Here is a 15,624-nt window from a genome sequence, read left to right as displayed (position 1 = left end):
CCTAACTGTTCGGATGATTAGTACAGCTTTGTATCCAAGGTGTAGCCTTCTAGATTTTCTTTAACCCGTTGCAGGAATCGTCCGCAAATCACTCCATCTAAAATACGATGATCCAGCGACAGACACAGATTAGCCATTGAGCGAACCGCAATCATATCATCAATAACCACTGGTCTTTTGACAATGGATTCAAAGGTAAGAATTGCAGCCTGCGGATAGTTAATCACCGGATAAGATAAAATTGAACCAAAGGAACCTGTGTTGTTGACGGTGAACGTTCCACCCTGCATGTCGTCCAGTTTGAGTGTACCTTCGCGAGTTTTACGTGCCAAATCGTCAATTTCACGAGCTAAGCCAGCAATATTTTTCTGATCGGCCTTTTTAATAACAGGAGTAAGAACGGAGTCCTCTGTACCTACGGCCAACGAAATATTGATGTCTCTTTTGATGATAATTTTATCCACTGCCCATACCGAATTCATGATCGGATATTCCTTGATTGCATTCACGACTGCTTTCATGAGAAAAGCAAGATACGTAATATTGATGCCTTCTTTTTGTTTGAACTCGTTTTTGATCTTGTTGCGGAGCATCACCAGATTGGTCACATCCACTTCAATCGTTGTCCAGGCATGAGGAATTTCCGAAACACTTTGCCGCATATTGCGGGCAATTGCACTACGAATGGGTGTAACATCAATAAAATACTCGGATCTGTTATTGTTGCCACCCTCAACTTCGATCATAGGAACTTTTGGAGCTTCCGTTAAATGAATGCCGCTGTTGCGCACCGGAATCGCAGGGTCCATATTTTGAACTGGTGCACTATGCTGAACGGCAGACTGCTGGAGTCCTGTAAAAGGAGATCCTTGTCCTTGCGTGGTTCCACTCGTCTGACCAGTCACTCCAGTTGGAGCAGAGCCGCCCTGCTGCACAAAATTCAACACGTCTTTGCGGGTAATTCTTCCCCCCATGCCTGTACCTGGCACTCTGCTTAAGTCTACATTGTGCTCAGCAGCCAGTGTTTGGACCGCTGGAGAAAAACGTCCGCGCATGGACTGATCCGATCCAGCACTCTGCTGGGATTGTGCTTGCACGTTGCTTTGAGATGCTGATGCCGCAGGTGTCCCTCCTGTTGATGCTGTAGGTGCAGCCGACTTCGTCTGGATACGGCAAATCAACTCGCCTACCGCTACCGTCTGACCTTCCTCTGCCAACAGGTCACCCATAATCCCATCCAATGTGGAGGGAATTTCTGCGTTCACTTTATCTGTAATGACCTCGCAAATTGGCTCGAATTGCTCTACTGGGTCACCAGGTTGTTTCAGCCATTTGGCGATTGTCGCTGATACGAGCGATTCAGCCAATTGCGGCATGGTCACGTCGTTCCATTGTGTTTGGTCTGACATTTTTTTCAACTCCTTAACATCATAGAAGGGCGCGTTTTATCGCTGCCCCACTACACTTTTGGAATGCTTTCGCCCGAATCTGCTCTATATTAATACATTGCGAGACGACGCATGGCTTCCTTCACTTTATCCTTGTTTAACATATAAAACTTCTCCATCGGTGGACTGATCGGCATGGCTGGCACATCAGGAGCGCACAGACGCTCAATCGGTGCATCCAGTTCGAACAGACACTCTTCATTAATAATAGCCGATACTTCGGCACCGATACCGCCCGTTTTGTTGTCCTCATGAACGATTAAAACCTTACCTGTATGTCGTGCAGCCTCAATAATGGCTTCGCGATCCAAAGGCTGGAGTGTGCGCAAATCCACAACATGTGCGGTAATGCCCTCTTCCTTCTCCAATTCCTCAGCTGCCTGCATAACAAAATGCAACGGCTGGCTATATCCGATGACCGTAATATCGTCACCCTCACGTAGCAGATTAGCCTTGCCAATTGGAACGATATAATCATCCTCAGGCACTTCACCCTTAATCAGCTTGTAGGATTTTTTATTTTCAAAAAACAGCACTGGATCAGGGTCACGAATGGCTGCTTTCAACAATCCTTTGGCATCATAAGGTGTAAATGGAGCAACAATTTTTAAACCCGGTGTACCAAAAAAGATAGATTCTGGACACTGAGAATGATATAAACCACCAAAAATACCGCCACCGATGGGGGCGCGGATCACCACAGGGCAATTCCAATCGTTGTTAGAGCGGTAGCGGATTTTAGCCGCTTCACTAATAATCTGATTCGTCGCCGGCAGCATGAAGTCCGAATACTGCATTTCGGCAATCGGCTTCATTCCGTACATTGCCGCACCAATCGCAACGCCTGCAATCGCCGACTCTGCCAATGGCGTATCCATGACACGTTGCTCACCGAATTGGTCCATGAGCCCCTTAGTCGTTGTAAAAACACCGCCTTTTACGCCGACGTCCTCACCTAATACAAAAACCGTTTCATCCTGCTCCATTTCTTCTTTCATAGCAAGACGTATCGCATCAATATATTCCATAATCGCCATCGTTACCGACCCTCCCCATCGCTATCAGCATACACATGCAGCAGCGTATCTTCAGGCTTTGGAAAAGGCGCATTGTCTGCATATTCAATGGCTTCCTTGACTTCGAGCAGCAGCTCGGCCGACAGATCTGCATCTTTGGCCTCGTCCCAAATGCCGCATTCAATCAAGTAACTCTTCATGCGGGCTACGCCGTCCTTGGCCCAGTTTTCATCCACTTCCTCCTTGGTCCGGTAAGCCAGATCATTGTCCGAGGTGGAGTGAGGGGACAGACGGTACATCATCGCTTCGATTAGCGTAGGACCTTCACCGCGGACAGCACGTTCACGTGCTTCCTTCACCGCGGCATATACGGCTAGCGCATCATTACCATCGACACGAATACCAGGGAATCCGTAACCCAAGGCCCGGTCGCTTACCTTGCCTGCCAACTGCTTATGAATCGGAACCGATATTGCATATTGATTGTTCTCACACATAATGATGACTGGCAGCTTCTGTACACCTGCAAAGTTACAGCCTTCGTGAAAATCCCCCTGATTGCTGGAGCCTTCCCCAAACGTAACAAACGACACAAAATCCTTTTTCTGCATCTTGGCGGCCAACGCAACACCCACTGCATGTGGAACCTGTGTCGTCACTGGGCTGGAGCCTGTCACAATACGCAGCCGTTTACTACCAAAATGCCCTGGCATCTGGCGCCCTCCACTATTAGGGTCATCTGCCTTGGCAAATGCCGACAGCATCAATTCCCGCGGCGTCATGCCGACTGCAAGCACAAATCCGTAATCCCGGTAATAGGGAAGGAAATAGTCCTTTTCCCGGTCCAGAGCGAAAGCTGCACCTACTTGTGCCGCTTCCTGTCCAATGCCGGAAACGTGGAAATTAATTTTCCCTGCCCGTTGCAGGAGCATGTTGCGCTCGTCAAATCTTCTTGCGAGCAACATATATCTGTACATATCAATTACTTGTCCGTGAGTAAGTCCCAGCTGCTCATGTCTGAAGCCAGCGTCTACAGCGCCTTTAGAACTCATTGAGGCACCTCCTTAAGTGTCAAACATCCTACTTTCAGCACCTAGTACCATCTTGTCTTAAAACCTGGTACTAAACTCTGACTAACCCCATTATAATCCTTTTCGCCCCAAAAAGAAAAGTACCGATTTATTTCAAACGTTTATATGCCTATCGCTTGTCCATCAACTGCCAGCATCGCTTCTCCCAAAATCTCCGACAACGTTGGATGCGGATGAATAAGCTGTCCGACTTCCCACGGCGTAGCATCCAGCAATTGCGCAAGAGCGGCCTCGCTGATCAGATCCGTTACATGCGTACCGATCATATGTACACCGAGAATATCATTGGTTTGCTGGTCCGCCACCACTTTCACGAAGCCGTCTCGACTACCGTATACTAGCGATTTTCCGATAGCTTGGAAAGGGAACTTCCCTGTTTTCACCTGGTGTCCACGTTCACGGGCTTCCTGCTCCGTTAAGCCGACGCTTGCGGCTTCAGGACGTGTGTAAATACACCGCGGAATCATATAGTTGGGTACGCTGTGAAACTCTTCGCCCGCCAAATGATGAACTGCCTGCAAGCCTTCATGACTCGCGGCATGGGCCAGTTGTAAGCCGCCGATGCAATCCCCGATGGCGTAGATATGTGGCTCATTTGTCTGCAAATGCTCATTAACCGAGATAAAGCCACGCTCCACGCGGATATCCGTATTTTCCAACCCGATATTTTCGACATTCGCCTGACGACCTACAGAAATGAGCAGTTTGGAAGCACTGAGGGTTTCGGTTTCTTCACCTTTTTGCACGTCAATCTGTACGCCTTCCTCATCCTTGCCGTAGGTTTCAGCCAACACTTGTGCCCCCGTCAGCACCTTGACACCACGCTTGGTTAACAAGCGCTGCATTTCACGCGAAACGTCCTCGTCCTCCGTAGGAATAAGTCGATTCGCGGCCTCAACCACCGTAACCTCCACGCCAAAATCATTTAGCATGGAGGCCCATTCCACGCCAATGACCCCACCACCCACGATAATCAGGGATGCTGGCAGGTTCTCCATAGTCAATGCTTCGTCACTGCTCAGAATAAATTCGCCATCTGGCTCCAGTCCAGGCAGCACACGCGGACGTGATCCTGTTGCAATAATGAGGTGTGCCGGAACAATCGTCTCCATCTCACCATCTTCTAGTTCCACAGCCACTGCACCGCTTTTAGGAGAAAATATAGACGGTCCAATCACGCGTCCCTTACCGCTAAGCACCGTAATTTTATTTTTACGCATCAAAAATTGAACGCCCTGGTGTAGCTGCTCCACAACGGCTTCCTTACGTTCCTGAACCTTGGGAAATACAAGCTGTGCTCCAGATGTCTCAATACCATATTGCGCACTTTCTTTAATCGTTGCATATACTTCCGCACTGCGCAGCAAAGCCTTGCTCGGAATACAACCACGGTGCAGACAGGTTCCGCCGAGCTTGTCCTTTTCGATGATCACCACTTCCTTGCCGAGCTGGGCTGCGCGAATTGCTGCTACATACCCTCCGGTTCCTCCACCCAAAATAGCGACATCACAATGTATAGTCATGTTTCTCCTCCATTAACATTGATTATATATAGCTTATTGTACTCTCTTTATTTCACTCTACAAAATAAAGCGTTTAGGCATAGGCTGCAAATCATCATCTACCTAATCTAGATATCTCTCCATATCATTCATACAGCGCATCTCGTAATTTGGTAGACATTCTTGGACTTTGTGCTGATTTGGCTCGCAACGCCTTGCGAAACGATTCATTTTGCTTGCTCAGAAAATCAAGCTCTGTCTCCAACTCAATGATTAGCTCCAGAGCTTGCGGGCTAATCAGTCCTTGTTCCAGTAATACTCTTTTTTTGGCACTATAATCCGTGTTTTTTTCGTCCATGCCTTCCACTCTTCCCTTCATTCCACTACGCTTCACCATATCATGCCCGCGGCGGCAGAGCAATGACGACCACATTTACGATTTAGGAATAGACATACAAAAACATGTCGAAAAACAATATATTTTCTCTAGTCTGTATGTGGCTCGTTATGGTAATCTATAATGGCGTTTTCTTTCGGAGATGAAGATTTACAGCGTTATGTACATGTTAAGAGAGGGGAATTCGCTTTGCCTACAGGACGAATTACGATTATAACAGGCCCCATGTTCAGCGAAAAATCCGGCGAATTGATTCGCCGTTGTCAGAAACTAATCCAATACGGGCATCGCAAGGTGGTCGCTTACAAACCAGCTGAAGACAACCGTTATGCGGAGGATGAAATTGTAAGCCGAATCGGATATCGGCTGCCCGCTATCTCTATTCCAAGAAAACTCACGGATGAGCTCGTTCAGCGTATTTTGCAAGAAACGAAAGATGCCGATGTGGTTGCCTTTGACGAAGTCCAGTTTTTCAGTCGGCATATTATGTCGCTCATACAAGAGTTAGCTTATTGCGGAAAGCATGTCATTGCCGATGGGCTAAATCTGGATTACCGAGGCAAGGAGTTCGGCTATGTCGGTGGTCTGCTCGCTATGGCAGATGACATCGAGAAACTGACTTCCTTCTGCGCTGTATGCGGCAGCTCGGAAGCAGTATTTACGCAGCGTATGGTCAATGGAAAACCTTCCACTGTAGGACCTATCGTGATGATCGGTGACTCTGAGGCTTATGAGCCTCGTTGTCGTAATTGCTTTATACCTCCTCATAAAGTGAACTGCGATTAGTAAGCTACATGGGTCGGCAAACTCCATACGCCCACTTGTTTTCCATTACTTTTTTCTTGCATTTTTTTGGAACGGTTCAAGCTATTTCCCCGTATATCCGTTAAGCTGTACAAGTTTTTATTTTTTTGTGCATAATAACCATAAGATTATCGGGGGGACGGAATGATGAGTTTCTTTAACAAGATCTTAGCAAGTGCAGGAATCGGTTCAGCCAAAGTCGATACGTTGGTGGATCAGACTGTATATGTACCTGGAGAAGAACTTAGTGGCATCATACGTATCAAGGGCGGTAAAATTGATCAGGAAATCGGCAAAATTGATATTGAACTCAAGACTGAATATATCGTAGAGCACGATGATAAAAAAACCGTCACCACCTGCTGCATTGCGCGGATCAAGGTATCTGATGGCTTTCATCTAAAGCAAGGACAGGAGCTTGAAGCTCCCTTTTCCTTTAGGTTGCCTTTGGAAACCCCTGTTACTCATGCCAAACAGCCTGTCTGGCTGGAAACAGCATTGGATATTGGCATGGCTTTGGACCCGACCGATCGTGATTCACTCAAAATCGAGCCACATCCTTATATGAGTACGGTGTTTGAGGCAGTTCACCTGTTAGGCTTTCGATTCCGTTCCTCCACCTGTGAACGTCACCCCAAGCTTGGACGCGGTGTTCCATTCGTGCAGGAGTTTGAGTTTACGCCTGGCTCGGAGTATGCACGGGATATCGAGGAGCTAGAGCTGATTATACAGTTGGAACCCGAGGGTGTCCATGTGCTTGTAGAAGTAGATCGTAGAGGCAGAGGCTTGTCCGGTTGGCTGGAAAATGCCTTTGATATGGATGAGCGTCATGCCTGGTTGAGCTTAAGCCGGGAAGAACTATCCTATGGACCAGATCATATAGCTGATGCGCTAGAGGAAATGATTGACAGGCAAATTCGCTAACAATGTAGTAAAACACTAACAAAAAACTCCTAACCAATTTACTTACATACGGTTGGGAGTTTTTATTAATTATAAGAATTATTTGATGATGGTTCTCCATAGTCTGTATAGACTAAAGTGGCAGCATATCCTGTCTTTCCGCCTTATGCTTACACTCTTTACATACCCCATACAGCGAACCATTATCATCGGCATAAAAGGTTAATTTTTCTTCTTTTTTACAAAAGGAGCATTTTTGTTTACTCGTGCTCTGAATGGAGTCAGACAGTCCAAATCCAGCTTGGGCCTGAATATCTGCCGCTTTTGTATTCGCGCGTGTACCCGAAGACACTTTAGACTTCATTTCATTGCCAGTGCGGGATTGTCGAACGGGCTTACGAGGGCGAAATTCAACAACATTACTGCCCCGATGTTCATCCGCTTGTTGATTGCCGCTACGTCTACGCCATGCCATAACAATCCAACCCACCACCAACAACAACACGCAGACGATCACCCAAGTCAGACTATTCCACATGCTCTCATCCCCTCTTTGCTTTAAAATCTTTTGCATCCATACCACAGCCCGTTCAATGCGATGACTTTTGCCTATAACATATGATTGTATATATCCGTGTATACAGCCTCTGTGTTGTTCATTCGATTGCTACCCATGTAAAAATCTACCCTCCAGGGCAACATCCGACTCGCCTCTTAACGAGACATTGATCATGTTAGGTAAATCTTGTTATGCCGAGGAGTACATTGACCCTTTTTACAAATTGTACATGATTCTTTTGAAAAACGGTAATATCCAATCCATGGACATCGTTCTCCTTATCATAATGCTTATCTACTTTCCAAAGGTGAGGACAAAAAAGTCCCAGATGGCTACATTACTCCCCTTGATAATAAAAATCAATGAATCTTTTCGTCAACGGATTAAATTTATCAAAACGTTTGCGATGCGGTAAAAAGCCTGACTTATGTACTTGTTCTGCTAGGGTTTCTACATCTTCAAATCGCTTGAAAAAAGGCAACGCGAAAGTGTAGATATCTTCCACAATCTCTTGGATCACTCGTTCTCTTTCTACTTCTGTGGACACAAGGTAATCCCTGTTGCCCGTATATTTCTTGGTTAGAGCGATCAACTCACTGTGAAAACAAGCCCCTGTACTATACTTCTTTTTTATACTTTTGGATTCCACGGTAATGTAAACTTTTAATGCACTATATTTGGTCGCGCCGAAACAAATTTCAAATATAAATTCCTTGTTTTCTTTTTTCAAAACTTTTCTGCTTTTCAGATATTTAAAATCATTCAAAAATGGTGTAGCTATGATTTTGTCTATCGCTAACTGACGCAGGTCGCTTGCTTTAAGTTCAGTTTTATTGTCCATGATATCACTCCAACCCAAAAGAATTTCCCACCATTGTATCATATCTTTCCAATTACAGGCTCCGCATATCTCCATCTTTTAATCGCAAATATATTTATTAAAAAATGAATAGAAAAAGCCGCTCACAATAGAGCGGCTTTTCCCCTGAAATATAGAACCGGTATACGATTTATACTTTAAATTTACCAATTTGTCCTTGTAGGTCTTCTGCCATTTTGGACAGGTTTCTTGCAGAGGAAGCAATTTCCTCCATCGATGCCAATTGCTCTTGAGTCGCGGCAGATACGTGCTGCGTCCCAGCTGCAGCCTCTTCAGCAATCGCTGAAATTTGTCTAACAAAGCCAACAATCTCATCGGTACTTGCAGACATTTGCTCCGATCCAGCAGAGACCTCTTCAATTTCACTGGCCACTTTATTAACGGTTTCCTGAATAAGCTCAAAGGATGCACCCGCATTTTGTACGACTTCCCGACCTGTCATGACATCTCGCCCATTGGACGCTACCGCCTCAATAGCATGCGAGGTATCCTTTTGTATCAATCCCACCAGCTCCGTAATTTGTTGAGCAGAATGAGCCGATTGTTCAGCCAACTTACGCACTTCACCTGCAACTACAGCAAATCCGCTACCGTGATCTCCTGCGCGGGCTGCTTCGATGGCCGCGTTCAGGGCAAGAAGATTGGTCTGACTTGAAATATTGGTGATGACATCAATAATCTTCCCGATTTCATCTGAACGCTCTCCCAATCCAGCCATAAGATCAGCCAAGCTATTCATAGAGTCATTCACACTATTCATTTGGACAACAGCCTGCTGGATCATCTGATTACCTTCAGCTGATTTGTGAGCCGCATCCTGAGCTGATGCAAAAACATTTTGCGCACGGATTGCAATTTGTTCTACACCGATGGACATTTCCTCAATAGCCTGGGACGATTTGGTCACCATATCCACCTGGTCACCTGTCCCTGTAGCAACTTCTTGCACTGTTTCGGTGATTTGCGCAGTTGCTTGGCTATTTTGCTCTGCGCTGGCCGTCAATTCCTCCGAGGAAGTGGTTACCAGCTCGGTCGTACTACTTACAGACTGAATCAGTTGACGAAGATTTGCAACCATCGTATTAAAAGAATGGGCCAAAATACTAATCTCATCCTTGCCTTTCACGACAATGGCTTCCCCAGTAAGGTCACCGGACGCAATGCTTTCAGCAGCACGACTGATGCGCAAAATGGGCTTAGAAATAATTTGGGCTATAATGATCGCCATGATCAATGCTAGTATAACGGCTGCAATACTCAAAACGATAACTAATTGTCTGCCTGAAATAAAGTTGTCAACAGCTTCTTTCGTAATCAGTTTTGATCCATCTGCATTCAACTTAATGAGCTGACTGATCATATCGTTTGAACTATACCATAACTTATAGGATTCTTGGTGAAGGATGCTTGATTGAGTGTAATCATTAGCTCTCCCTGCTGCAATCATTTCTGGTAACTTAGTCAAATACTCCGTATAAGTTTTGGAGAATTGTTCATACATTTCACGTTCCTTAGGAGTAGTAATTAATTTTTCGTATGTTTTTCGGTCTTCTTCAACTTTCTTTAAGACCTTATCATATTCGGCCTGAACCTTCTCCATTTCCTCCGTGTCACGTTCTACAATAATGTTTAATGAGAGCCGCTCTACATCAGATATATCACCATTTAGTGTTCCGAGGATGGTCACACTTGGCATCCAATGGCTATCAATTTCCATTGAAGTATCGCCTAACTTTTTCATTCGCGAGATCGATACTGTACTAATCACAACCAACAGGATTATTACCGCAAGGAAACCCAATAACAATTTTGTTCGAATGTTAAATTTCATATATTCGCTCCTTAGTTCTCTTTATAATAGATATTATATCGACAAGAATCGACACATTGTTTATATCAAAATTAAAGAGAATTTCAGAACTGTTTACAAAAGGAAAATTTCTCTTCGTGATCGTTATATAATGATTGACGCTTATTTAATAAACCGCGTGAGAGTATTATTTTTCGTCCATCCAATTCATCCGTTAAAGCATTGCAAGTAAAAAAGAGATACCTCAAAGCGGGTATCTCTTTATGTTTTACTTCCTAGCTATAATCATAAATCGTTCTGCATTTGTCCTAATTCCTTTTGGAGTTTGGTTGTCCAGAATGAATTGTTGGAGTATTTCAAAATCCATTTGTTTTTGTCCAAAGTCAGGAATAATGGGAGTGTGTTTCAAAAGAAAAACTAAGTCTGCAGGAGTCTGATAGTATTCGGTTGCATTAAATTTAAATGACTGAATATCGTTAAAGCCCGCTTCATTGAGATCTGTAATACATTGAGTTTTCAACGAGTCTTTCTTAGTACCCAATGCCTGCCCTCTTCCAAACGCTTCTTTAATGTTTAATTTGTCATTTTCGCTCACTTGCTGTGTTAAAAATATACCACCCTTAACTAACACCTTAGCTATTTCTTTTGCAGAGAAACACGAATGTCGAGAAGAGATTACATTAAAGAATTCCTTGGGAAAATTCAGATTTTCAGCATCCATCTGTAGAAAACGAACATTCGCTATGTCTGCTTCAGTAGAATTTTTTCTTGCCGTATCAATCATTCCAGCAGATTGTTCAATTCCGACTAAAAGTAATGCAGAAGCCGCTATTGACAAAATAGCTTCCCCGCCACCCGTGCCGATATCAAGCAATATGTCCGACTTCTCGCACGTCTTCGACACTTCATTATAGAAGTCCCATTTTACTCCTTCAGAAATACATTTCACATTGCTAAAATCCCATCCGTTGATTTTTCCAACCTTATCATAAAACTCTTTATATTCAATTGAATTCATTTTTATCCACCTTCAAATAAGATAATAAACTACAGAATAGCAGACCGAGATCATTCGAAATTTTAGTTTTGTAGTCAATAAGGCAGACTCCCCCCTTGACAGCTGGTACGCGTTTTTTTCCAGCCCGGAAACTAAATACTTCGAACAATACGGAAAGACATCCATTCACCTCATTTGAAAGTTTGCTTTAATTATATTTCTAATCAGACATGCCACAGTAACCCATATAGAGACAAGTTTAACATAAAAATATAAAGATTTATTAAAAAAGTCTATAGCAACCTGCGTAGAAAACTCATGTGTTACACCTCAACGTAATGTGAATACAAAATGTCCTCAAAACCCGCAGATGCGACAGAATTGCCTACAATAGTCGCTGACCGCATCTTACCTGTGATAGTATTGCCAGCTATTGAGATATTTTCTAGCCTATTGGCTGTATTGGCCACTAGATTAACCCCTACACTATTTGCATTATTGAGTTTTATTTGATTGTCTTTAATGTTTGCAGTCAATATTGATGTATCTTCGTCCTTACCGATTGCTATTTGTGCTCTAGCCTTATTCAAGCAATTAATTGCATTTTTTACTACACGTATATCTCCTGCAATAGATTGATCATGCCCAAGTTGTAACACCAGTTCGGACATTGAGTTGATTTTGTTATTCTCTATAGTTACATTTTTTGGATTAGTTCCGTCCAGTAGCAACCCCCATATCCCTAGGTTTTTAGCTCGATCAACTTGGATTGTGGCCGTCCCATAGGTGTCTTGAAGATTATTACTGATTGAATCTCTCATGGTTATATTTCTCGAACCGCAAATGTCTACGAAATGTTGATCATGATTTAACGATTGGACACGCTCAATAAGTACATTATTCGCATGTCCCAACGCAATCAAGTCCCCGTAAGTCCTCGGCTTGGAGGTAACATCACCGTCTGTAATCGTGAAATTTCGTAACACGATATTGCCAGCTGCTTTATATCCACCCTTTGTGTCGTAGCCTTTATTAACGAGCAATACGCCGTTTTGCTTCCGTTCACTACTAATCCGTTTGATGATGGTGACACCCATACCAGAGCCTTCTATAATCACTCCGGCAGGTATGACAATACATGCCTTACTGTGAATACTCTTAGCGATACTTAGGAGATACGTACCTTTGCCAAGGATAAGCTTACCTCCCCCCACTCTCTCGAGGTAGTCAAGTGCAGACTGGATAGCTTTTGTCTGATCAGTCCCGTCTCCACTGGCACCAAACATATTAGATGTAACCGTGTTTTTTATTCCTCTATCCAGTTTAGCTTGTAGATCAGAAATGCCGGTAGTGAAAAACCAAACAATCACTAACAAAATTATTGAAATTTTTACCCGCATCATCTAACAACCTCCCCTAGTAATAGTGTATGTTAATACCTTACATTTTAATGGGAAGTAAAGTCAATAATATAATAACATTGGCAGATTTACACTCTGATGCGCATAAGGAGATAGACCGGTAAACGTATAACGACAGCATGATTCGTAGAGTCCATTGCAATTGCAAGATTACATCTGTTCGATCTTGTAATGATATTCCTACTATAAAATGAACTCTCCGCAATTACCTCGCTCGTAGTCTCTCCATAACCTTATTCATTAAATGCTTGGTATAATTCAACCTTGCATCTCTTAATTGCTCTTTGAACGTTCATACGATGAATCCTAGTATAGGGGCCCTCTATCGGTGAGTTACCCTAATTTGATGAATTTGCAAATTTGCGACATCTTGCAAAAAAATAACGCCCACCTCCGAAGAGATAAGCGTTATTCAAATAATTTTTACTTATTTAGTATTAGTTTCAGCAAAAATACCTATTGATATGTGTGTAAAGCGTAAAATTCAACTCAATTGCGAAGAGCTTCATCGGAATCTCCGGCGCAACGATCGATAAATTATTGAGAATTTGCGTTCTACTCATGTTCATTTTTTCGTGTCTCATCAGACTTTCAGGACACCTTATTCTCAATCCGCAGCTTGTCTGCGACCATCGCTATAAATTCTGAGTTGGTTGGTTTGGACTTGCTGATATTGATAGTGTAACCGAACAGGTGGGAGATGCTGTCGATATTTCCACGGGTCCATGCTACCTCAATGGCATGGCGAATGGCGCGTTCTACGCGAGATGCCGTCGTTTTGAATTTTTCGGCAATTGCCGGATATAGGGTTTTGGTGATGGCTCCCAATATTTCGATATTATTGTACACCATCGTAATGGCTTCGCGTAGATATTGATAGCCCTTGATGTGAGCTGGTACGCCAATCTCATGGATGATAGCCGTGATGCTGGCATCCAGGTTTTTCGTCTTACCCATAGGCACAACGTTGGACCGCATGGATGAAACGGTTACCGGGCTATTGCTGACTAATTGCGGTCCTACCAATTGGCGTATACGGTTAGCAAGCACTTCCATGTCAAACGGCTTCAAAATATAATAAGATGCCCCGAGTTGAACGGCCCTCTGTGTAATATTTTCTTGACCGAATGCAGTCAGCATAATGATTTTCGGTTGTGGAGTCAGGTTCATTTCTCTTAAACGCTCCAATACACCGAGACCATCCAGATGAGGCATAATAATATCTAAAATAAGTACATCAGGTATGTTGCGGGATTCTGCGATGCGTTGGAGTACTTCTTCACCGTTAAAGGCGATTCCTGTAACTTCCATATCCTCCTGATCGGAAATATATTCAGCAAGCAAATTCGTAAATTCCCGGTTGTCATCAGCCAACAATACCTCAATTTTTTGCAATGTACTTCCTCCTTATTGAGTGTTATTCCATTGGGACATCTGTTTGCATTAAATAAATATTTCTTGTCGGAGTATATGATTTCGACATCGAATTATGAATTCCTTCTGTCGAAAATTATTTTTATTTATTTTTTTTATTAATTCAATTATAATTGAATTTTTATCTTGCAATTCTGAGTTATTCCTCTGCTTTTCGACAAAAAAATCTTAAGGCCACTAGCTCGCCTTAAGATTAGAGGATGACTTCAAGCTCAATTTATTATGCATGATTCCTGCATCACGCAACATCCATTCGATAAAACACCCGTAACCTGATTTAGGATCATTAACGAATACATGTGTTACAGCTCCGATCAGCTTACCATTTTGGATAATCGGACTCCCACTCATTCCTTGCACGATTCCGCCGGTCTTATCTAATAGCTTAGGATCTACAACCCGAATCACAAGCCCTTTGGTTGCCGGTTTATCCTGCTGAGAAATGTGTACAATTTCTGCCTGAAAACGCTGAATTTGTTGACCTTCCAATACAGTCAATATTTCTGCCGGTCCTTCTTTTACTTCATTCGCAAGTCCCACCGGAATGGGCGTCGAATACAATCCATTCTGCGGCTCATCTGACATTTTCCCAAATATTCCAAAGCTCGTATTTCGTTCTATATTTCCTAATATCCGATGATCTTTGAGAAAATGAGCACGTTTTTCTCCGGGTTCCCCACTCTGGCTCTTCGCAATTGACGTCACATTGGATTGCACAATCTCTCCACTACCCACAACAATGGGAGTTTGAGTATTTATATCGGTAATTACATGACCCAAGGCCCCGTAAACCCCCTGGTCCGGTGCATAAAATGTTAATGTACCTACGCCTGCAGCCGAGTCTCTAATATACAACCCAAGCCGCCACGCTTTATCATCTTGATCATATGCTGGGGTTAACTTGGTGGAAATCGTCTGCTCACCTCGACAAAGCGTGATGTTCAGCGGCTTTTTGTTTTTACCTGCCTCGTCCACGGCTTCAGCTACCCTGGCGAGACTATTGAGGGGTTTGCCGTTCATGTGTGTAATCCGGTCCCCTAGGCGAATACCAGCAATCTCACCAGGTGACACCTTACGATCATTGCTTTCCTGAATGATATGGTGACCTACGACAAGCACTCCTGAAGATTTTACTTTGACCCCGATCGTCTGCCCCCCTGGGTATACTTTCAAATCGGGAACCACGCTTTCTTGGGTTGTTTGCATGCTTTTAGTGCCGAACAAATCCAAAGAAGCTTGTAGAGGCAGCGCTGCTTGCACATGCTGAGCGTTACCGAGAGAACACATAAGAAAAACAAGCAAAAGACCGAGCAATTTGATCCTGGAGTAAAAATTCAATGGCTGTCACGCTCCCTTTGCTTC

The 15,624-nt window shown here is 43.7% G+C and carries 14 protein-coding genes; 2 read left to right on the top strand and 12 right to left on the bottom strand.

Annotated elements, in window-relative coordinates; all coding sequences use genetic code 11:
- Nucleotides 1–17 precede the first annotated feature (17 nt).
- The 5 genes from BN1546_RS22175 to BN1546_RS22155 form a co-directional block, all read right to left on the bottom strand.
- Nucleotides 18–1,409, bottom strand: a complete 1,392-nt coding sequence (locus BN1546_RS22175; protein ID WP_058829755.1) for a dihydrolipoamide acetyltransferase family protein — start codon at nucleotides 1,407–1,409, stop codon at nucleotides 18–20.
- Between the two features lie 89 nt (nucleotides 1,410–1,498).
- The gene (locus BN1546_RS22170; protein ID WP_013310796.1) at nucleotides 1,499–2,485 is read right to left on the bottom strand and encodes an alpha-ketoacid dehydrogenase subunit beta; all 987 of its coding nucleotides are present in this window, start codon (nucleotides 2,483–2,485) and stop codon (nucleotides 1,499–1,501) included.
- Between the two features lie 2 nt (nucleotides 2,486–2,487).
- Nucleotides 2,488–3,516 carry a thiamine pyrophosphate-dependent dehydrogenase E1 component subunit alpha gene (locus BN1546_RS22165; RefSeq protein WP_013371751.1) on the bottom strand — a complete coding sequence of 343 codons (1,029 nt, stop codon included), beginning with the start codon at nucleotides 3,514–3,516 and terminating at the stop codon, nucleotides 2,488–2,490.
- A 140-nt stretch (nucleotides 3,517–3,656) separates the two neighbouring features.
- Nucleotides 3,657–5,078 carry a dihydrolipoyl dehydrogenase gene (lpdA, locus tag BN1546_RS22160; RefSeq protein ID WP_017427511.1) on the bottom strand — a complete coding sequence of 474 codons (1,422 nt, stop codon included), beginning with the start codon at nucleotides 5,076–5,078 and terminating at the stop codon, nucleotides 3,657–3,659.
- Between the two features lie 124 nt (nucleotides 5,079–5,202).
- The gene (locus tag BN1546_RS22155; RefSeq protein ID WP_058830135.1) at nucleotides 5,203–5,436 is read right to left on the bottom strand and encodes a hypothetical protein; all 234 of its coding nucleotides are present in this window, start codon (nucleotides 5,434–5,436) and stop codon (nucleotides 5,203–5,205) included.
- 207 nt (nucleotides 5,437–5,643) lie between these two features.
- Here BN1546_RS22155 and BN1546_RS22150 point away from each other — a divergent pair, with 207 nt between their 5' ends.
- Together BN1546_RS22150 and BN1546_RS22145 are read left to right on the top strand one after the other, a co-directional pair.
- Complete coding sequence (locus BN1546_RS22150; RefSeq protein WP_176702349.1) at nucleotides 5,644–6,240, top strand: thymidine kinase; 597 nt, start codon at nucleotides 5,644–5,646, stop codon at nucleotides 6,238–6,240.
- Between the two features lie 165 nt (nucleotides 6,241–6,405).
- Nucleotides 6,406–7,182, top strand: coding sequence for a sporulation protein (locus tag BN1546_RS22145; protein ID WP_176702372.1), 777 nt, complete (start codon nucleotides 6,406–6,408; stop codon nucleotides 7,180–7,182).
- Between the two features lie 112 nt (nucleotides 7,183–7,294).
- Here BN1546_RS22145 and BN1546_RS22140 read toward each other — a convergent pair whose 3' ends face one another.
- The 7 genes from BN1546_RS22140 to spoIVB all read right to left on the bottom strand — a co-directional run bounded on the left by BN1546_RS22140 (nucleotide 7,295) and on the right by spoIVB (nucleotide 15,600).
- A complete protein-coding gene (locus BN1546_RS22140; protein ID WP_090738839.1) occupies nucleotides 7,295–7,699 on the bottom strand; it encodes a hypothetical protein in 405 nt (134 codons plus the stop codon).
- A 358-nt stretch (nucleotides 7,700–8,057) separates the two neighbouring features.
- Nucleotides 8,058–8,561, bottom strand: a complete 504-nt coding sequence (locus tag BN1546_RS22135) for a hypothetical protein (RefSeq protein ID WP_058711125.1) — start codon at nucleotides 8,559–8,561, stop codon at nucleotides 8,058–8,060.
- Nucleotides 8,562–8,730: 169 nt separating this feature from the next.
- Nucleotides 8,731–10,431, bottom strand: a complete 1,701-nt coding sequence (locus BN1546_RS22130; RefSeq protein WP_090738838.1) for a methyl-accepting chemotaxis protein — start codon at nucleotides 10,429–10,431, stop codon at nucleotides 8,731–8,733.
- A gap of 247 nt (nucleotides 10,432–10,678) precedes the next feature.
- Nucleotides 10,679–11,428: a class I SAM-dependent methyltransferase gene (locus BN1546_RS22125; RefSeq protein ID WP_090738837.1), complete on the bottom strand. Its 750-nt coding sequence runs from the start codon at nucleotides 11,426–11,428 to the stop codon at nucleotides 10,679–10,681.
- A 302-nt stretch (nucleotides 11,429–11,730) separates the two neighbouring features.
- Nucleotides 11,731–12,810, bottom strand: a complete 1,080-nt coding sequence (locus BN1546_RS22120; RefSeq protein ID WP_058711531.1) for a hypothetical protein — start codon at nucleotides 12,808–12,810, stop codon at nucleotides 11,731–11,733.
- Nucleotides 12,811–13,419: 609 nt separating this feature from the next.
- Entirely contained in the window at nucleotides 13,420–14,223 is an 804-nt protein-coding gene (gene spo0A / locus BN1546_RS22115) for a sporulation transcription factor Spo0A (RefSeq protein WP_013371763.1), read from the bottom strand.
- A 216-nt stretch (nucleotides 14,224–14,439) separates the two neighbouring features.
- Complete coding sequence (spoIVB, locus tag BN1546_RS22110) at nucleotides 14,440–15,600, bottom strand: SpoIVB peptidase (RefSeq protein ID WP_090738836.1); 1,161 nt, start codon at nucleotides 15,598–15,600, stop codon at nucleotides 14,440–14,442.
- Between the last annotated feature and the right edge of the window lie 24 nt (nucleotides 15,601–15,624).

Source organism: Paenibacillus sp. Mc5Re-14, from assembly GCF_001049835.1.
GTDB lineage: Bacteria > Bacillota > Bacilli > Paenibacillales > Paenibacillaceae > Paenibacillus > Paenibacillus polymyxa_C.
Note: the sequence above shows the minus strand (reverse complement) of the source record. Positions and strands in the feature narration are given on the sequence as shown.